Annotated in this window: 17 protein-coding genes; 13 read left to right on the top strand and 4 right to left on the bottom strand. The window is 66.4% G+C overall.

The genetic code is table 11. The features are described from left to right. The 9 genes from VGH54_RS01025 to argH form a co-directional block, all read left to right on the top strand. Positions 1–1390 (top strand): phenylalanine--tRNA ligase subunit beta (locus VGH54_RS01025; RefSeq protein WP_331510081.1); only part of this gene is annotated, 1390 nt, incomplete at its 5' end. Between the two features lie 57 nt (positions 1391–1447). Then, positions 1448–2491, top strand: a complete 1044-nt coding sequence (gene argC, locus VGH54_RS01020; protein ID WP_331510080.1) for an N-acetyl-gamma-glutamyl-phosphate reductase — start codon at positions 1448–1450, stop codon at positions 2489–2491. Continuing rightward, complete coding sequence (gene argJ, locus VGH54_RS01015) at positions 2488–3699, top strand: bifunctional glutamate N-acetyltransferase/amino-acid acetyltransferase ArgJ (RefSeq protein ID WP_331510079.1); 1212 nt, start codon at positions 2488–2490, stop codon at positions 3697–3699. The genes argC and argJ overlap by 4 nt, the downstream gene beginning before the upstream one ends. Continuing rightward, on the top strand, positions 3696–4565 hold the full coding sequence (gene argB, locus VGH54_RS01010) for an acetylglutamate kinase (RefSeq protein WP_331510078.1): 870 nt from the start codon (positions 3696–3698) through the stop codon (positions 4563–4565). The genes argJ and argB overlap by 4 nt, the downstream gene beginning before the upstream one ends. Further along, complete coding sequence (locus VGH54_RS01005) at positions 4562–5752, top strand: acetylornithine transaminase (protein WP_331510077.1); 1191 nt, start codon at positions 4562–4564, stop codon at positions 5750–5752. The genes argB and VGH54_RS01005 overlap by 4 nt, the downstream gene beginning before the upstream one ends. Continuing rightward, on the top strand, positions 5749–6675 hold the full coding sequence (gene argF, locus VGH54_RS01000) for an ornithine carbamoyltransferase (protein WP_331510076.1): 927 nt from the start codon (positions 5749–5751) through the stop codon (positions 6673–6675). Before VGH54_RS01005 ends, argF begins: the two co-directional genes overlap by 4 nt. After that, entirely contained in the window at positions 6672–7172 is a 501-nt protein-coding gene (locus VGH54_RS00995) for an arginine repressor (protein ID WP_331510075.1), read from the top strand. The genes argF and VGH54_RS00995 overlap by 4 nt, the downstream gene beginning before the upstream one ends. Before the next feature lie 26 nt (positions 7173–7198). Beyond that, the gene (locus VGH54_RS00990) at positions 7199–8407 is read left to right on the top strand and encodes an argininosuccinate synthase (RefSeq protein ID WP_331510074.1); all 1209 of its coding nucleotides are present in this window, start codon (positions 7199–7201) and stop codon (positions 8405–8407) included. Next, on the top strand, positions 8404–9816 hold the full coding sequence (gene argH, locus VGH54_RS00985) for an argininosuccinate lyase (protein WP_331510073.1): 1413 nt from the start codon (positions 8404–8406) through the stop codon (positions 9814–9816). Before VGH54_RS00990 ends, argH begins: the two co-directional genes overlap by 4 nt. A gap of 147 nt (positions 9817–9963) precedes the next feature. On the opposite strand, the gene VGH54_RS00980 is transcribed toward argH, so the two are convergent. Then, positions 9964–11742 (bottom strand): ABC-F family ATP-binding cassette domain-containing protein, encoded by a 1779-nt coding sequence (locus tag VGH54_RS00980; protein ID WP_331510072.1) that lies wholly within the window; start codon positions 11740–11742, stop codon positions 9964–9966. 180 nt (positions 11743–11922) lie between these two features. On the opposite strand from VGH54_RS00980, the gene VGH54_RS00975 reads away from it, so the two are divergent. Both VGH54_RS00975 and VGH54_RS00970 read left to right on the top strand, forming a co-directional pair. Next, a complete protein-coding gene (locus VGH54_RS00975) occupies positions 11923–14892 on the top strand; it encodes an acyl-CoA synthetase (protein WP_331510071.1) in 2970 nt (989 codons plus the stop codon). Positions 14893–14906: 14 nt separating this feature from the next. After that, complete coding sequence (locus tag VGH54_RS00970) at positions 14907–15131, top strand: Trm112 family protein (protein ID WP_331510070.1); 225 nt, start codon at positions 14907–14909, stop codon at positions 15129–15131. Here VGH54_RS00970 and VGH54_RS00965 read toward each other — a convergent pair. From VGH54_RS00965 to VGH54_RS00955, 3 genes are read right to left on the bottom strand one after another with little or no spacing between them, the layout of a single operon-like run. After that, positions 15097–15720, bottom strand: a complete 624-nt coding sequence (locus VGH54_RS00965; RefSeq protein ID WP_331510069.1) for a TetR/AcrR family transcriptional regulator — start codon at positions 15718–15720, stop codon at positions 15097–15099. The two genes, VGH54_RS00970 and VGH54_RS00965, sit on opposite strands and share 35 nt — an antisense overlap. Before the next feature lies 1 nt (position 15721). Beyond that, positions 15722–16471, bottom strand: coding sequence for an ABC transporter permease (locus VGH54_RS00960; RefSeq protein ID WP_331510082.1), 750 nt, complete (start codon positions 16469–16471; stop codon positions 15722–15724). A 14-nt stretch (positions 16472–16485) separates the two neighbouring features. Then, positions 16486–17250: an ABC transporter ATP-binding protein gene (locus VGH54_RS00955; protein ID WP_331510068.1), complete on the bottom strand. Its 765-nt coding sequence runs from the start codon at positions 17248–17250 to the stop codon at positions 16486–16488. Between the two features lie 58 nt (positions 17251–17308). Between VGH54_RS00955 and VGH54_RS00950 the strand changes: the two genes are divergently transcribed. After that, positions 17309–17920 (top strand): DNA-3-methyladenine glycosylase, encoded by a 612-nt coding sequence (locus tag VGH54_RS00950; protein ID WP_331510067.1) that lies wholly within the window; start codon positions 17309–17311, stop codon positions 17918–17920. Positions 17921–17983: 63 nt separating this feature from the next. After that, entirely contained in the window at positions 17984–19258 is a 1275-nt protein-coding gene (gene tyrS / locus VGH54_RS00945) for a tyrosine--tRNA ligase (protein ID WP_331510066.1), read from the top strand. The last annotated feature ends 345 nt before the right edge of the window (positions 19259–19603 follow it).

The following is a 19603-nucleotide window of genomic DNA, read 5'->3' as shown; positions in this document are numbered from 1 at the left end:
GGTCGACCCGGCCGTTTCCGTTGCGGCGCTAGATCGCTGCGCGTCGTTGCTCGCCGAGATCGCCGGTGGCGAGGTCTCGGCGAAGCTCACCGACTGGCGGGGCGATCCGCCAGTGGGGGACTCGGTCGCCGATTGGGCTGGGCCACCGATCCGGCTCGCCGCTGACCTGCCGGACCGCATCGCCGGAGTGAGCTACGCCCCGGGCACGACAGCCCGGCGGTTGACCCAGATCGGCGCCGCGGTCACCGATGCCGGCGACACCCTGACCGTCACGCCGCCGAGTTGGCGGCCCGATCTGGTGCAGCCGGCCGACTTGGTCGAAGAGGTGCTGCGACTGGAGGGTCTGGACGTCATCCCGTCGGTGCTGCCGTCGGCGCCGGCCGGCCGTGGACTCTCGGCGACCCAACGCCGCCGTCGCGCCATCGGCAAGTCGCTGGCGCTGTCCGGCTACGTCGAGATCCTTCCGACGCCGTTCCTGCCCGCCGGTGTTTTCGACGCCTGGGGCCTGCCCGCCGACGACGCTCGGCGTAAGACCACGCAGGTGCTCAACCCGCTGGAGACCGATCGGCCGCATCTGGCCACAACGTTGCTGCCGGCACTGCTTGAGGCGCTGGTGCGCAACGTCTCTCGCGGCATCGTCGACGTAGCGCTGTTCGCCGTGGCGCAGGTGGTGCAGCCGACCGAGCAGACCAAGGGCGTCGAGCTGATACCGGTGAACCGGCGCCCCACCGACGACGAGATCGCCGGACTGGACGCGTCGCTGCCGCGGCAACCCCAGCACGTCGCCGCGGTGTTGACCGGGCTGCGCGAGCCGCGCGGACCGTGGGGCGAAGGTCGGCGATCCGAAGCGGCCGATGCCTTCGAGGCAGTCCGAATCGTTGCCCGCGCCAGCGGGATTGACGTGACACTACGGGCCGCTCAGCACCTGCCGTGGCATCCGGGACGTTGCGCGGAAGTACTCGTCGGCGAGACCGTGGTCGGCCACGCCGGGCAGCTGCACCCGGCGGTGATCGAGCGTTCCGGCCTGCCCAAGGGCACCTGCGCGGTCGAGCTCAATCTCGACGCCATCCCGATCGTCGATGCGTTCCCGGCGCCGCGCGTTTCCCCGTTTCCCGCGGTATTCCAAGACGTCAGCCTCGTCGTGGACGCCGACGTTCCCGCGCAGACGGTGCAGGACGCTGTTCGCGACGGCGCGGGGGAACTGTTGGAAGATGTCAGGTTGTTCGACGTCTACACCGGTACGCAGGTTGGCGAGAACCGCAAGTCGCTGACCTTCGCGCTGCGGTTCCGCGCGGCCGACCGCACCCTCACCGAAGACGAGGCCAGCGCCGCCCGTGATGCGGCGGTGCAGCGGGCGGCCGAGCAGGTCGGCGCGGTACTACGCGGCTGAGGCCGCCGCTTAGAATGAGTTTGCATTGGTGTGCATAGTCATGCAACGATGGGTATCATGAGCCAGGGCATACGGGTGGCGATCGCCGGCGCCAGCGGCTATGCGGGCGGCGAGATCCTGCGGCTACTGCTCGGGCATCCGGCTTACCACGATGGACGACTCACGATCGGCGCGCTGACCGCCGCCGCCAGCGCGGGCACCCCACTGGCCGAGCACCATCCACATCTGGTGCCATTGGCGCAGCGGATGCTGGAGCCCACCGAGCTTGACGTGCTCGATGGCCATGACGTTGTTTTTCTGGCCCTTCCGCACGGGCATTCGGCGACGTTGGCGCAACAACTCGACCCGCAAACCTTGGTGGTGGACTGCGGCGCGGATTTCCGACTGAGCGACGCCGGTGCGTGGGAGCGCTTCTACGGCTCCTCACATGCGGGCAGCTGGCCGTACGGACTGCCCGAGCTACCGGGTAATCGGGAGGCGCTGCGCGCTGCCCGCCGCGTCGCCGTACCGGGCTGCTATCCGACCGCCGCGGTGTTAGCGCTGTTTCCCGCCGTGGCAGCCGATCTCATCGACCCCGCCGTCACCGTCGTCGCGGTCAGCGGCACCTCGGGGGCCGGGCGCGCCGCAAAAACCGATCTGCTCGGGGCGGAGGTCATTGGTTCGGCGCGGGCCTACAACATCGCCGGCGCGCACCGGCACACTCCCGAAATCGTTCAGGGACTCAGCCAGGTCACTGGTCGCGACGTCACGGTGTCATTCACGCCCGTGCTCATCCCGACCTCACGCGGAATTCTGGCCACCTGCACCGCACGGACCACGTCACCGCTGTCACAGCTGCGGGCCGCTTACGAAAAGGCCTATCACGACGAGCCTTTCGTGTATCTGTTGCCCGAAGGACAATTGCCGCGCACCGGTGCGGTGATCGGCAGCAATGCCGCCCACATCGCCGTCGCCGTCGACGAGGACGCGGCCACATTCGTCGCGATCGCGGCGATCGACAACCTGGTCAAGGGCACCGGCGGCGCCGCCGTGCAGTCGATGAACCTGGCCCTGGGTTGGCCGGAGGCCGAAGGTCTTTCGGTGGTCGGGGTGGCACCGTGACTCGCGCGGACCTCGCGCCGCTGGTCCGCACACAAGGCGTCACCGCTCCGGCCGGTTTTCGTGCCGCCGGCATCGCGGCCGGCATCAAGGCATCGGGTACGCCCGATCTCGCGCTGGTGTTCAACGAAGGACCCGACCACGCGGCCGCCGGAGTTTTCACCCGCAACAAGGTCAAAGCGGCGCCGGTGTTGTGGACCCAACAGGTGCTGGCCGACGGGCAGTTGCGCGCGGTGGTCCTCAATTCCGGTGGTGCCAATGCCTGTACCGGGCCGGGCGGTTTCCAGGACACCCATGCCACCGCGGAGGGCCTGGCGGCGGCGTTGTCGGAGTGGGGCACCGAGATTGGGGCGATCGACGTCGCGGTGTGTTCCACCGGTTTGATCGGTGACCGGCTACCGATGGACAAGGTTCTCGCCGGCGTCGTGAATCTGGTGCACGACATGGCCGGCGGCATCTCCGGCGGCGAAGAGGCCGCCCGGGCCATCATGACTACTGACACGGTGCCCAAACAGGTTGCGCTGCATCACCCGGGCAACTGGACGGTCGGCGGCATGGCCAAGGGCGCCGGGATGCTGGCGCCGTCGCTGGCCACCATGCTGTGCGTGCTCACCACCGATGCCATCGCCGATGCATCCGCGCTCGAGCGGGCGCTGCGGCGCGCCATCGCGCTGACGTTCGACCGGCTCGACGTCGACGGCAGCTGCTCGACCAACGACACAGTGCTGCTATTAGCCTCAGGCGCAAGCGAAATCGCGCCCAGCCAAGCCGACCTCGACGACGCCGTGCTGCGGGTCTGCGACGATCTGTGCGTCCAATTGCAAGCTGACGCCGAAGGGGTCACCAAGCGCGTCACCATCAGCGTCACCGGTGCCGCCAGCGAAGACGACGCCGTCACCGCGGCCCGGGTGATCGCGCGGGACAGCCTGGTGAAGACCGCGCTGTTCGGCTCCGACCCGAACTGGGGCAGGGTGCTCGCCGCCGTCGGCATGGCGCCGGTAGAGCTCGACCCCGACCGGATCACCGTGTCGTTCAACGGCTCAGCGGTCTGCGTCGACGGCGTCGGCGCGCCTGGGGCACGCGAGGTGGACCTGTCGGCCACCGACATCGAGGTTGCCGTCGACCTGGGGGTCGGTGCCGCGCGGGCCGCGATCCGGACCACCGACCTGTCGCACACTTACGTCGAAGAGAACTCGGCGTACAGTTCATGATCTCGACCGAGGTCAAAGCGCACGTGCTGGCCGAGGCGCTGCCCTGGTTGACCCAGTTGCACGGCAAGATCGTGGTGGTGAAATACGGCGGCAACGCCATGACCAACGACACGCTGCGGCGTGAGTTCGCCGCCGACATGGCTTTCCTGCGCAACTGCGGCATCCACCCGGTCGTGGTGCATGGCGGGGGCCCACAAATCAGCGCCATGCTCAAGCGGCTCGGCATCGCCGGCGACTTCAAGGCCGGATTCCGGGTCACCACACCCGAAGTGCTCGACGTCGCGCGGATGGTGTTGTTCGGTCAGGTCGGCCGTGAGCTGGTCAACCTGATCAACGTGCACGGCCCGTACGCGGTCGGCGTCACCGGCGAAGACGCGAATCTGTTCACCGCGGTCCGGCGCAGTGTCAGCGTCGACGGCGTCGATACCGACATCGGCCTGGTGGGCAACATCGCTGCGGTGAACCCTGCGGTGGTGCTGGATTTGATTGCCGCCAATCGGATTCCGGTCGTGTCGACACTGGCACCCGACATCGACGGCGTGGTGCACAACATCAACGCCGACACCGCAGCGGGCGCATTGGCCGAGGCGCTGGAAGCCGAGAAGCTACTGATGCTGACCGACGTCGAAGGCCTCTACACCAGTTGGCCGGACCGGGATTCGCTGGCCAGCGAAATCGACACCGCCGCTTTGGCGCAACTGCTACCGACGCTGGAGACCGGCATGATCCCGAAAGTCGAGGCCTGCCTGCGGGCGGTGACCGCCGGGGTGCCCAGCGCACATGTCATCGACGGCCGCGTCGAGCACTGCGTGCTGGTCGAGCTGCTCACCGACCAAGGCTCCGGCACGAAGGTGGTAAGGGCATGAGCCAGACCGACACCATCCAGCAGCGGTGGTCCGCGGTGATGATGAACAACTACGGTGTCCCGCCGGTGGCGTTGGCCAGTGGCAACGGCGCCGTGGTCACCGACGTGGACGGCAAGTCCTACCTGGATCTGCTCGGGGGCATCGCCGTCAACGTGCTGGGGCATGGGCACCCCGCCGTGCTCGACGCCGTCACGCGACAGATGTCGACGCTGGGACACACCTCCAACCTGTATGCCGCCGAACCCGGCATCGCGCTGGCCGAGGCGTTGGTTGGCCTCCTCGGCGCCGATGCGGAGGCCCGGGTGTTGTTCTGCAACTCCGGCACCGAAGCCAACGAGGCCGCCTTCAAACTCTCCCGTCTCACCGGCCGGACCAAACTGGTTGCCGCGCAAGGTGGTTTCCATGGCCGGACGATGGGCGCACTGGCGCTGACCGGGCAGCCGTCCAAGCAGACGCCGTTCGCACCGCTGCCCGGCGATGTAAGCCACGTGCCGTACGGGGACGCCGACGCCCTGGCGGCCGCGGTCGGTGACGATACCGCCGCGGTGTTCCTGGAACCGATCATGGGGGAGAGCGGCATCGTCGTACCGCCCGACGGCTACCTGGCGGCCGCCCGTGACATCACCGCCCGCCATGGTGCGCTGCTGGTTCTGGATGAAGTCCAGACCGGAATGGGCCGTACCGGAACTTTTTTCGCGCACCAGCACGACGGGATCACCCCCGACGTGGTGACGCTGGCCAAGGGACTGGGTGGAGGCCTGCCGATCGGCGCATGCCTGGCGATCGGTCCGGCGGCGCAACTGCTGACCCCCGGCCTGCACGGCAGCACCTTCGGCGGCAACCCGGTCTGCGCCGCCGCGGCGCTGGCGGTGCTGCGCGTATTGGCCGGCGAAGATCTGGTACGACGGGCCGGGGTGCTCGGAAAGACCTTGCACCACAGCATCGAATCGCTTCATCACCCGTCCATCGACCACGTTCGAGGCCGTGGATTGTTGTGCGGGATCGCGCTCACCTCTCCCACCGCGAAAGAGGTCGAAGAAGCCGCGCGAGCCGGCGGATTCCTGGTCAACGCCGCCGCACCTGACGTCGTCCGCCTGGCGCCGGCGCTGATCATCACCGAGCATCAGCTCGACACATTCGTCACCGCGTTGCCCGCAATACTGGACACCGCTAGGGGGGCGCAATGATCCGACACTTCCTGCGCGACGACGACCTGACGCCCGATGAACAGGCCGAGGTGCTGGCGCTGGCCGCCGAATTGAAGAAGGACCCATTCAGCCACCGCCCGCTTGACGGCCCCCGCGGCGTCGCGGTGATCTTCGACAAGAACTCCACCCGCACCCGGTTTTCCTTCGAGGTGGGCATTGCCCAGCTCGGCGGGCACGCGGTGGTGGTCGACGGCCGCAGCACCCAACTGGGCCGTGAAGAGACCCTGCAGGACACCGCGAAAGTACTGTCCCGCTATGTCGATGCCATCGTGTGGCGGACCTACGGGCAGGCCCGTTTGGCCGCGATGGCCGAAACCGCGACGGTGCCGATCGTCAACGCGCTCTCCGATCAATTCCACCCCTGTCAGGTGCTAGCCGATCTGCAGACCGTCGCCGAACGCATTGGATCGCTGCGCGGTCTGCGGATGTCGTACTTCGGCGACGGCGCCAACAACATGGCGCATTCACTGATGCTCGGCGGTGTCACCGCCGGCATGGACGTGACGATCGCCGCTCCCAACGGGTTTGGCCCCGATCCTTCGGTGCTCGCCGCCGCCGAGCGACGCGCCGCGGACACCGGCGCGTCGGTGACGGTCACCGCAGACCCGGCCGCTGCGGCGTCGGGTGCCGACGTGCTGGTGACCGACACCTGGACGTCGATGGGCCAGGAGGACGACGGGCTGGACCGGGTTCGGCCGTTCCGTCCATTCCAGCTCAACGCCGGGCTGCTCGCCCTGGCTAACTCGGAGGCTGTTGTGCTGCATTGCCTTCCGGCGCACCGCGGGCACGAGATCACCGACGACGTGATCGACGGACCGCACAGCGCGGTGTGGGACGAGGCCGAGAACCGGCTGCATGCGCAAAAGGCACTGCTGGTGTGGCTGTTGGAGCGATCCGCATGACGCGCGGCGGCTCGAAGACCACGCCCGAAATCACCCGCGTCGGACGGCAAGCGCGCATCGTGGCGATCCTGTCTTCGGCTGAGGTACGCAGCCAGAGCGAGCTGGCCGCGTTGCTGGCCGCCGACGGTGTCGAGGTCACCCAGGCCACGCTGTCAAGGGACCTCGAAGAACTCGGGGCGGTGAAGTTGCGCGGGGCCGACGGCGGCGTCGGCGTCTACGTCGTGCCGGAGGACGGCAGCCCCCTGCGCGGGGTATCCGGTGGCACCGCGCGACTGTCGAGGCTGTTGAGCGAGGTGCTGGTCTCAACCGATGCCAGCGGAAACCTCGCGGTGCTGCGCACCCCGCCCGGCGCGGCCGACTACCTGGCCAGTGCCATCGACCGGGCCGCGCTGCCCTACGTGGTCGGCACAATCGCGGGGGATGACACGATCTTCGTGGCTGCCCGCGAGCCGATGACCGGCGCAGAACTCGCGACCCTGATCAAAGACCTCACATAACCGCACAACTCTAAGGAGATCAGTCCATGTCCGAGCGCGTCATCTTGGCGTATTCCGGCGGTTTGGATACCTCGGTGGCGATCAGCTGGATCGGCAAGGAGACCGCCCGTGAGGTTGTCGCGGTCGCGATCGACCTTGGCCAAGGCGGTGAGGACATGGACGTGGTCCGCCAGCGCGCGCTGGACTGCGGCGCCGTCGAAGCCGTGGTAGTCGACGCCCGCGACGAATTCGCCGACGGCTACTGCGTGCCCACCATCTTGTCCAACGCCCTCTACATGGATCGCTACCCGATGGTGTCGGCGATCAGCCGGCCGCTCATCGCCAAGCATCTCGTAGCGGCGGCCCGCGAGCACGGCGGCAGTATCGTCGCGCACGGATGCACCGGTAAGGGTAACGACCAGGTCCGCTTCGAAGTCGGATTCGCTTCGCTGGCACCGGATCTGGAGGTGCTCGCGCCGGTTCGCGACTACGCGTGGACGCGGGAGAAGGCCATCGCCTTCGCCGAGGAGAACGCCATTCCGATCAACGTCACCAAACGCTCGCCGTTCTCCATCGACCAGAACGTGTGGGGCCGCGCGGTGGAAACCGGCTTCCTGGAACACCTCTGGAACGCGCCCACCAAGGACGTCTACGACTACACCGAAGACCCCACCGTCAACTGGAACACCCCTGATGAAGTGATCGTCGGCTTCGAGCGCGGCGTACCGGTCACGATCGACGGCAACGCGGTGTCGGTGCTGCAGGCGATCGAGGAACTCAACCGGCGCGCGGGCGCACAGGGCGTCGGGCGGCTCGACGTCGTCGAGGACCGGCTGGTGGGCATCAAGAGCCGCGAAATCTACGAGGCGCCGGGCGCGATGGTGCTCATCACCGCACACACCGAACTCGAGCACGTCACCCTCGAGCGTGAGCTGGGCCGGTTCAAGCGCCAAACCGACCAGCGTTGGGCGGAGTTGGTGTACGACGGGCTGTGGTATTCGCCGCTGAAGACCGCCTTGGAGAGCTTCGTCGCCAAGACCCAGGAGCACGTCACCGGCGAGATCCGAATGGTGTTGCACGGCGGACATATTGCCGTCAACGGCCGGCGCAGTGCAGAGTCGCTGTACGACTTCAATCTGGCCACCTACGACGAGGGCGACTCGTTCGATCAGTCGATGGCGAGGGGCTTCGTCTACGTGCACGGGCTGTCGTCCAAGCTGGCCGCGCGCCGGGACCTGGCCACCGGCGAAACGTGAGCACCAACGAGGGATCCTTGTGGGGCGGGCGGTTCGCCGACGGCCCGTCCGACGCACTGACCGCGCTGAGCAGATCCACCCACTTCGACTGGGTGCTGGCGCCTTACGACGTCACCGCGTCCAAGGCCCACGCTCAGGTCCTCTTCAACGCCGGACTGCTGACCGACGATCAGCGCGACGGCTTGCTGGCCGGTCTGGACAGCCTGGCCGAGGACCTGGCCGACGGGAGTTTCGGACCATTGGTCACCGACGAGGACGTGCACGCGGCGCTGGAGCGGGGTCTGATCGACCGGGTCGGCCCCGAACTGGGTGGTCGGCTGCGGGCCGGCCGCTCACGAAACGACCAGGTGGCCACGCTGTTTCGGATGTGGCTGCGCGACGCGCTGCGGCGCGTGGCCGGGGGCGCGCTGGACCTTGTCGGTGCACTGGCCGGCCAGGCCGCGGCTCATCCGAGCGCCATCATGCCGGGTAAGACGCACCTGCAGTCCGCTCAGCCGATCCTGCTGGCCCACCATTTACTCGCGCACGCGCATCCGCTGCTGCGCGACGTCGACCGCATCGTCGACCTGGACGCACGCACCGCGTTATCGCCGTATGGTTCTGGGGCACTGGCCGGTTCGTCGCTGGGGCTGGACCCGGATGCGATCGCCGAGCAACTCGGTTTCGCGGCGGCCGCCGAGAACTCCGTCGACGCGACGGCGTCCAGGGATTTCGCCGCAGAGGCGGCGTTCGTCTTCGCGATGATCGGTGTCGACATGTCCCGGCTCGCCGAGGACATCATCATCTGGAGCTCAACCGAATTCGGCTACGTCACCTTGCACGACTCGTGGTCGACCGGCAGCTCGATCATGCCGCAGAAGAAGAACCCCGACATCGCCGAGCTGGCTCGCGGCAAGTCCGGCCGGCTGATCGGAAACCTGGCCGGGCTGCTCGCGACGCTCAAGGCTCAGCCGCTGGCCTACAACCGGGACCTACAGGAGGACAAGGAACCGGTGTTCGACTCGGTGGCTCAGCTGGAGCTGCTGCTGCCGGCGATGACCGGACTGGTGAGCAGTCTGACGTTCAACGTCGAGCGGATGGCAGCACTGGCTCCCGCCGGCTACACGCTCGCCACCGATATCGCCGAATGGCTGGTGCGCCAGGGTGTTCCGTTTCGTGATGCCCATGAGGCGGCCGGCGCTGCCGTCCAGGTGGCCGAGAAGCTCGGCGTTGGCCTCGAGGAGCTGACCGACGATCAGCTGGCGGTCATCAGCGCCAACCTGACACCTCAGGTGCGGGAAGTCCTCACCATCGAAGGTTCGGTGTCTTCGCGCGACGCGCGCGGCGGCACCGCACCCACTCAGGTTGCCCGGCAACTCGATTCGGTCCGGACCTCCGCCGAGCGGCTTCGTGAGCAACTGAGCCGCTAGCCGACTACTCGACCTTGCGCGTGAGCACCGGCAGAACCGGTGGAATTTCGCCAGCTGAACGCGGCCGCAGTGATTCGGAGTTGCTCCTGAATTCTGGAAATCTGGATTGAATTTCCAGATATTTTTGCCGCTGGTTGATTTCCCGACTCACTCAAGGCTTTCGGAAACTTCCATCCACCGATTCTCCAGCTCGGTAACGCCACCTTCGAGATCGCGCAATTGCTCGGTGAGCCGGGCGATGCCGACGTGGTCGGATTGATCATGGTCGGCCAGTTCGCGGTGCTTGGCTGCGATTTGGTCAGCCAGGCGGGCCAGTCTGCGATCGATGGCACCAAGCTCTTTTTCGGCGGCGCGCAGTTCGGCCCCGGAGATCTGCTGCGGCTCCGAAGATCTGGCGGCCGCCGGTACGGCACGTTCTAACCTCGCCTCGGAGGCCAGTCGCAAGTATTCGTCGATGCCACCGGGCAGGTGTCGTAGCCGGCCATCCAGAATTGCGTACTGCTGATCCGTGACGCGCTCCAAGAGGTAGCGGTCGTGGGAGACCACGATCAACGTGCCCGGCCACGAGTCGAGCAGGTCTTCGGTTGCGGCCAGCATGTCGGTGTCAACGTCATTGGTGGGCTCGTCGAGCAGCAGCACATTCGGTTCGGCCAACACCGTCAACATCAGCTGCAGTCGCCGCCGTTGCCCGCCCGATAGCTCACTGACCCGCGCCGAGAGCTGACCGCCCGCGAACCCTAGACGCTCCAGCAATTGGGCGGGTGTGACGTCGCGGCCGTCGACGTGGTAGTCGCTGCGCAGCCGACCCAGTACATCGGCGACTCGTTCACCGGCCAGCGGAACCAGCTCGTCACCCCGTTGGTCGAGCATCCCTAGCCGAACCGTCTTGCCGCGCTTGACTTTTCCGCTCTCCGGCTGGACGGCGCCGGTGATCAGCCCCAACAAGGTCGACTTGCCGGCCCCGTTGGCGCCGACGATGCCGGTGCGTTCGCCCGGCCCGATCCGCCATTCGACATCGCGCAGCACGGGCCGGCCTTCAAACGAGACGGACACATCGATCAAATCGACGACATCCTTGCCGAGCCGCGCGGTCGCGAGTTTGGCGAGCTCGACGGTATTGCGAAGCGGTGGCACGTCGGCGATCAACTGGTTGGCCGCATCGGTACGGAATTTCGGTTTCGACGTACGAGCCGGGGGACCGCGGCGCAGCCAGGCCAACTCTTTGCGCATCAGGTTCTGCCGTTTGGCCTCGGTGACGGCGGACATCCGATCGCGTTCGACGCGCTGCAACACGTAGGCGGCGTAGCCGCCCTCGAACGGCTCCACGATTCCGTCGTGCACCTCCCACGTCGCGGTTGCCACCTCGTCCAGGAACCAGCGGTCGTGGGTTACCAGCAGCAGCCCGCCGGTGTTGCGGGCCCAACGCTGGCGCAGGTGGGTAGCCAGCCAGGTGATGCCCTCGATATCGAGATGGTTGGTCGGCTCGTCGAGGGCGATGACGTCCCATTCGCCGACCAGCAGCGCCGCCAGCTGGACTCGCCGCCGCTCACCACCGCTGAGCGTGCCGATCGTCGCGTTCCACCCGATGTCCGACACCAGGCCGCTGACGACGTCGCGGATCCGCGGATCACCGGCCCACTCGTGATCGGCCCGGTCGCCGACCAGCGTCCACCCCACCGTGCTCTCCGAATCGAGGATGTCGGACTGACTCAGCGCCCCGACGCGCAGTCCACCGCGCTGGGTGACGCGTCCGGCATTCGGGCGCACCTGACCCGTGAGCAAATCCAGCAAACTGGATTTTCCGTCGCCGTTGCGGCCCACGATGCCGATGCGATCGCCGTCGCTGATTCCGACGGTCACTGATTCGAACACAACCTGAGTCGAATATTCGAGGTGCACCGCCTCGGCGCCCAGCAGGTGTGCCACCGGCCCGACCCTAGACGCAAATCACGGCGAGGTGGTCGGTGAAGCGGAGCGACTAGGCTGGTCGAGCGGACCGGCACCGTGACCAAAGCAACGAGCCCACCCCCTGTGATGTGCCATGATGTGCACGCTGTCAGGCCCGCGCGCAGCACACGATGGTCTTCGTTCGAGGGGAGCGGCGGCATGGATCTGAAGTTCTCAGCGGTCACTCGACCGGTTGAGCGTTTGATGGCGACCGCACAGAACGGCCTGGAAGTCCTGCGACTCGGCGGCCTGGAAACCGGCAACTCTCCGTCGCCGTCACAGACCGTCGAGAGCACGCCGATGTACAAGCTCCGGCGCTACTTCCCGCCGGACAGCCGACCGGGGCATCCGCAGGCCGGCGAGCCGGTGCTGCTGGTGCATCCGATGATGATGTCGGCAAACATGTGGGACGTCACCCGCGATGAAGGCGCGGTCGGCATTCTGCATGCCGCCGGGCTGGATCCCTGGGTGATCGACTTCGGCTCACCCGATCAGATCGAAGGCGGGATGCGCCGGAATTTGGCCGACCACATCGTCGCGCTGAGTGAAGCGCTCGACGCTATGGGCGACATCACCGGGCGCGACGTACACCTGGCCGGCTATTCGCAGGGCGGGATGTTCTGCTATCAGGCGGCGGCCTACCGACGCTCGAAGAGCATCGCCAGCATCGTGACCTTCGGCTCACCAGTTGACACGCTGGCAGCGCTGCCGATGGGGCTTCCACCGAACATTGCTCCCGGCGTCGCCACGTTCATGGCGGACCACGTCTTCAATCGGTTGGACATTCCAGGTTGGTTGGCGCGCACCGGCTTTCAGATGCTCGACCCGCTCAAGACCGCCAAAGCGCGGATCGATTTCGTGCGGCAGCTCCACGACCGTGAGGCACTGCTGCCCAGGGAGGCCCAGCGCAGGTTCCTGGAGTCGGAAGGCTGGATCGCCTGGTCCGGGCCCGCGATCTCCGAGCTGCTCAAGCAGTTCGTCGCGCACAACCGGATGATGACCGGTGGTTTCGCCATCAACGGCCAACTCGTGACGCTGACCGACATCACCTGTCCCATCTTGGCTTTCGTGGGCGAGGTTGACGACATCGGTCAGCCCGCCGCGGTGCGGGGTATCCGGCGGGCAGCACCGAACGCCGAGGTCTACGAATACTTGATCCGGACCGGCCATTTCGGCCTGGTGGTCGGATCCAAAGCGGCACAGGAGTCTTGGCCGACGGTCGCCAATTGGGTGCTGTGGATCTCCGGACACGGCGACAAGCCCACGGACATCTTCCCGATGGCCGACCAGCCGGAAGAACCTACCGATCGCGGTGTCGCACTCAGTTCCCGGGTGATGCACGGCCTCGGCGAGGCCTCCGAGGTGGCACTGACATTCGCCCGCGGAGCGGCCGACGCCGTCTTCGCGGCGAATAAATCGGTGCGCACGTTGGCGGTTGAGACCGTTCGCACGCTGCCCCGACTGGTTCGCCTGGGCCAGATCAACGACCACACCCGGATCTCGTTGGGCCGGATCATCGGCGAGCAGGCGCACGATGCTCCCAACGGCGAGTTCCTGCTCTTCGACGGGCGCGTGCACACCTACGAAGCGGTGAACCGGCGCATCGACAACGTGGTGCGCGGCCTGATCGCGGTCGGAGTGCGCCAAGGCGAACACGTCGGGGTGCTCATGGAGACCCGCCCGAGCGCGCTCGTCGCCATCGCCGCGCTGTCGCGGTTGGGTGCCGTCGCAGTCCTGTTGAAGCCCGATATCGACCTGGCCGCGTCGGTCCGGCTCGGGGGCGTGAGCGAAATCATCACCGACCCCACCAATCTCGAGACCGCGCGGCACTTGCCCGAGCAGATCCTGGTTCTCGGTGGTGGTGAGTCGCGCGATCTGCACCTGGGTGATGACGCCAACGTCATCGACATGGAGCAAATCGACCCCGACGCCGTCGAGCTGCCGGCCTGGTACCGGCCGAACCCGGGGTATGCGCGCGACCTCGCGTTCGTCGGGTTCAGCACAGCAAGCGGCCAGCTCGTCGCCAAGCAGATCACCAACTACCGCTGGGCGTTGTCGGCCTTTGGCACCGCCTCGACCGCCGCCCTGGGGCGCACCGACACCGTGTACTGCCTCACCCCGCTACACCACGAGTCCGCGTTGCTGGTCAGCCTCGGCGGGGCGGTAGTCGGCGGCACCCGTATCGCGTTGTCGCGTGGGCTGCGGCCCGAGCGATTCGCGGCCGAGCTTCGTCAATACGGCGTCACCGTCGTCTCCTATACCTGGGCGATGTTGCGCGACGTCATCGACGACCCCGGATTTGCCTTGCACGGCAACCATCCGGTGCGGTTGTTCATCGGCTCAGGAATGCCGACCGGTCTGTGGCAGCGGATCACTGACGTGTTCGCGCCCGCGCGTGTCGTCGAGTTCTTCGCGACCACCGACGGGCATGCGGTGCTGGCCAACGTGTCCGGCGCCAAGATCGGCAGCAAGGGCCGGCCGCTGCCGGGAGCGGGACGAGTTGAACTGGGCGCCTACGACGCCGAGCATGACCTCATCCTGGAGAACGACCGCGGGCTGGTCCGCATCCCGGACACCAATGAAGTCGGTGTGTTGCTCGCCGAGCCTCGCGGGCCGATCGATCCGACCGCGTCGGTCAAGCGCGGTGTCTTCGGTCCGGCCGACACCTGGATTTCCACCGAGTATTTGTTCCGCAGAGACGCCGACGGCGACTTCTGGTTAGTGGGCAGGCGCGGCTCGACGGTGCCCACCGAGCGCGGAATCGTTTTCTGCGATCCGATCACCGATGCGCTCGGGCTGCTGCCCGCGGTCGACCTCGCCGTGACGTACGGGGTGTCGATGGACGGTCACCAGGTCGCGGTGACCGCGGTGACGACGCGGCCGGGAGCGACGATCACCGCCGCCGATCTCACCGAAGCCGTTGCCGCCATGCCGTTCGGACTGGGACCCGACATCGTGCACGTGGTGCCGGAGCTGAAGCTCAGCGCGTCTTACCGCCCAACGGTCAGCGCATTGCGGGCCGGCGGCATTCCGAAAGCCGGGCGGCACGCGTGGTTTTTCGACGCCAAGGCTAATCAGTTCCGGCGCCTGACCGGTCCCGCGCGAGCGGAGTTGTCCGGTGCGCAATGAGCTTGGGAGCGAAAGTGATTGACGAGGCATTGCTGAGCATCCTGGTGTGCCCGGCCGATCGGGGTCCGTTGGTGCTCGTGGACGACGCCGACGATCAGCTGCTGTACAACCCACGGCTGCGCCGCGCCTATCGCATCGAAGACGACATCCCGGTGCTGCTGGTCGATGAGGCGGTCGAGGTCGGCGACGACGAGCATGCGCGCCTCATCGCAAAGGCAAATCTGGCAAATCCCCAGTGAGGTAGCGCTGCAGGTTCGGAGCGATGGTCCGCGCGATCTGATCGGCCGGCAGCGATTTGAATGGCTCCAAATCCAGGATGTATCGCGCCAACAGCACCCCCGCCAATTGCGATGCCACGAACTGGATCCGGATGATCCCGCTGCCCGGGGGATCGTCGACACGCGCGCCCAGCTCGACTGCGATCACTTCCTGGATGAACGAACGAAACAGGTTGACTTCCGACCCGGCAATGATCGACCGCAGCGTGGCAATGAGCCCCGAACCCAGCTCGGAGTCCCACAGCGGCAACAACGTTGACGGAATTGTGTAGCCGAGTTCGTCGACGGGCACCTCGCGCAGCGCGCCGATGATGTCCATCGGGTCGATCGGGATGCGAACTGCCGCGGCGAACAGCTTTTCTTTGGTGCCGAAGTAGTGATGCACCAACGCCGAATCGACGCCCGCCGCCGCAGCTACCGCGCGTATCGAGGTATTGCTAATCCCATTGCGGGCAAACAATACTCGGGCATTCTCCAGAATCCGTTGGCGTGTATCGGAATTCCCGGCCGGGCGACCGGGCCGCTTGCGCCCGGTGTTAGTGGTCGCCACGCTACGGAGTCCGTCGCCGAAGGGTAGCAGCGGCCAGGCACAGTGCCGCGATCGCAAACCCCAAGACGGCCAGAATGTCACGTACCGCGACGCCGGTCAGCTCGGTATGTGCGCCCACCTGTTGCAGAGCCTCCAGGGCATAGCTGGCCGGCATCACGTTGCTGATCCACTCCAGCCAAGTCGGCATCAGTGCGCGCGGGACGATGATCCCGGCCAGCAACAGCTGCGGCACCATCACCAGCGGAATGAACTGCACGGCCTGAAACTCGGTGCGCGCGAACGCACTACACAACAATCCGAGACCGACACCGAGGACCGCGTTGACGATCGCGATCACGAACACCCACACCGGACTGCCGGCGGTGTCGAAGCCGAGAAGCCAGAACGCCACCACGCAAGCCAAGGTGGCTTGCACCGCGGCGGCGATCGAAAAGGCCGTCCCATAGGCGATCAGCAGATCGAGCCGGCGCAACGGAGTGGTCAGGATGCGCTCCAACGTTCCCGAAGCCCGTTCGCGCTGCATGGTTATCGCCGTGATGATGAACATCACGAAGAGCGGGAAAATGCCCAACAGGATCAGGCACGCGTTGTTGAACGGCGATGGCGTGCCCGGTCGGTGCGGGGCGTTCTCGAACATGAAGTACATCAACGTGATAACCAAGACCGGCACTGCCAAGATCATCGCGACGCTGCGGTGATCGGCGGCAAGCTGGCGCAGGATCCGTAAGGTGGTCGCGCCGTAAGGTTTCAGAGATCCCTGAAGACCTAACCGGCTCGGCGATTGGTGCTGCGCTTGATGATGGACAGAAACGCGTCCTCCAGCGACGTGCATCCGGTGTCCTCTCGTAGTTGGGTCGGGGTGGTCTGCGTAACCAAGTGGCCGTCGCGCATCAGCAACAGATCGCCGCAATGGTCGGCTTCGTCCATCACGTGGCTGGAAACCAGCAGGGTGGTCCCGCCGCGAGCCAGGTCGGCGAACTGCTCCCACAGGTCTGCCCGTAACACCGGGTCCAACCCCACCGTGGGTTCGTCGAGAACCAGTAATTCCGGTTGGCAGACCAGCGCGCACGCCAGCGACGCCCTGGTGCGCTGACCACCGGAGAGATTGCCGCAGTAGGCGGTGCTGTGATCGCTGAGACCCACGCGGTCGATCGCGGAGTCTGCGGCGTCGCCGTCAAACCCGTAGAGCGCTGCAAAATATCGAACGTTGTCGACGATCCGCAGGTCGTCGTAGATTGTCGGGTCCTGCGGCAGGTAGCCGATCCGGTGCCGCAATGGCGAGGACCCGGCGGGCAGACCGAGCACCCGCACGGTGCCCGAGGTGATGAGCTGGGTGCCGACAATGCATCGGATCAACGTGGTCTTTCCGCAGCCTGACGGCCCGAGCAGACCGGTGATGCTGCCGCAGGCCACCCGCACCGAGAAGTCGTGCAGTGCAGGCCGTTTGCCGCGAACCACCCGCAAGTGGTCGATGTCGATCGCTACCTCGTGACCCGTTGACATTAATTCATCATTTGATGAAGTCATCATAGGATGAATATTCACCCCTGCTGGTCGGCTGTCAAGAGTCGCGGGCAGAATCTGTCCGGTGGGCGCTGAGCAACTTGCGGTCGACCCGGTCGAAGCCGCATATCGACTACTCGGCGCAACCCTCACCGGTCGTGGCGTGACCGCGACAATCGTCGAGGTCGAGGCATACGGCGGGCCGCCCGATGGCCCCTGGCCGGACGCCGCCGCGCACTCATACCGCGGTGTGACCGCCCGCAACGCGGTGATGTTCGGCCCTGCCGGTCGGCTCTACACCTACCTCAGCCATGGCATCCACGTCTGCGCGAACGTGGTCTGCGGACCCGACGGAATCGCGGCCGCCGTCCTGCTCAGGGCTGCGGTCATCGAATCCGCGTTCGACATCGCCCAGTCCCGGCGCGGGGCGGCGATCCGCACTCGCGCGCTGGCGCGTGGGCCGGGGAATCTCTGCTCGGCGACAGGAATCGCCATGGCCGACAACGGAATCGACCTGTTCGATAGCGACAGTGCAATACGGCTGACACTCAACGATGCGCCCGACGCCGCGGCGGGACCTCGTGTCGGTGTCAGCCAAGCGGCCGACCGGCCGTGGCGGCTGTGGTTGCCGGGCCGGGCGGAGGTCTCCGCCTACCGGCGCAGTCCACGAGCGCCGGCCCCGGGCGCCAGCGACTGATTCGACGCGCCGTCCGGTCGCCCGCCGCGGGCGCGCCACATAGATGCGAGAAGATCTATAACTGTGGGCGCTGAAATCGTCGAGGAGCTGAACTGGCGGGCACTGATCGCACAATCCACCGACCTTGACGCGCTGACCAAGGACGCCGCCGACGGTCCGATCACCCTGTATGCCGGCTTTGATCCGACCGCGCCGAGTCTGCACGCCGGTCACCTGGTGCCGCTGTTGACGCTGCGGCGTTTTCAGCAGTCCGGCCACCGGCCGATCGTTCTTGCCGGCGGTGCCACCGGTCTGATCGGCGACCCCCGCGAAACCGGCGAGCGGGTGCTCAACACCGATGAGACGGTCCAGGAATGGACCGGGCGAATTCGCGGACAGCTCGAGAGATTCGTCGACTTCGACAGCTCACCGACGGGCGCCATTGTCGAGAACAACCTGGAGTGGACCAGCGCAATGTCGGCAATCGAGTTGCTGCGCGACGTCGGTAAACACTTCTCGGTCAATGTGATGCTGGATCGCGACACTATTCGGCGACGGCTGGAAGGTGAGGGGATCTCCTACACGGAGTTCAGCTACATGCTGTTGCAGTCCAACGACTACGTCGAACTGCATCGACGCCATCGGTGCGTGCTTCAGATCGGCGGATCCGATCAGTGGGGCAACATCATCGCCGGTGTCCGATTGGTACGTCAGAAGTCTGCCGCCTCGGTGCATGCCCTCACGGTCCCGTTGGTGACCTCCGCTGACGGGACGAAGTTCGGAAAGTCCACCGGCGGGGGCAACCTGTGGCTGGACCCCGAGATGACGACGCCGTATGCCTGGTACCAGTACTTCGTCAACACCGCCGATGCCGACGTCATCCGGTACCTGCGCTGGTTCACCTTCCTGTCCGCCGACGAGCTGGCCGAACTGGAGGCGGTCACCGCGGAACGGCCGCAGCGCCGTGAGGCACAGCGCCGATTGGCCCGCGAGCTCACGACTCTCGTGCACGGCGAGCACGCCACCGAAGCCGTCGAGCACGCGAGCGCGGCCTTATTCGGGCGAGGGGAACTGACCCGCCTGGACGACGCCACGTTGAGGGCCGCACTGCGGGAGACCTCGATAGCCGAGCTGACAGCGGGAACACCGGACGGAATCGTCGACCTGCTCGTCGCCAGCGGCTTGGCGCCAAGCAAGGGGGCTGCGCGGCGCACCATCGCCGAGGGCGGGGCATACGTCAACAACACCAAAATCGACGACGAGGCCTGGGCACCACAACCCACCGACTTCCTCCATGGACGGTGGCTGGTGCTGCGCCGCGGCAAGCGAAATATCGCCGGGGTCGAACGCGTCGGCTGATCTTGGCGCAGCCCGAAACACGCCTTCTAGCAGCTTGTTTGACTCCAAGTTTTCTGTCGCGTAACTTAATCGCGTCGCCGCGACACGGCCTGTCCGTAGAGCGCGGCGATGTCCAAGAGGGAAGCTCCACTTCGGTGGTGTTCTTTCGTCGTCCGCAGAGCGAGTGAGCGGCCAAGAGCCGCGGGCTTGTTGCGCGGCCGGTTGGGGTGTTGTTTGAGAACTCAATAGTGTGTTTGGTGGTTTTGTTTTTGTTGTTGTTTTTTTGGGCTGCATTTGCGCTTCCCGTGTGTGGGTGTGGTCTTGTTTTTTTGTGATGCCAGTTTTTTGGTGTCTTTTTGTTGGGTT

Source organism: Mycobacterium sp. (assembly GCF_036488105.1).
In the GTDB taxonomy this organism is placed as follows: domain Bacteria; phylum Actinomycetota; class Actinomycetes; order Mycobacteriales; family Mycobacteriaceae; genus Mycobacterium.
Note: the sequence above shows the minus strand (reverse complement) of the source record. Positions and strands in the feature narration are given on the sequence as shown.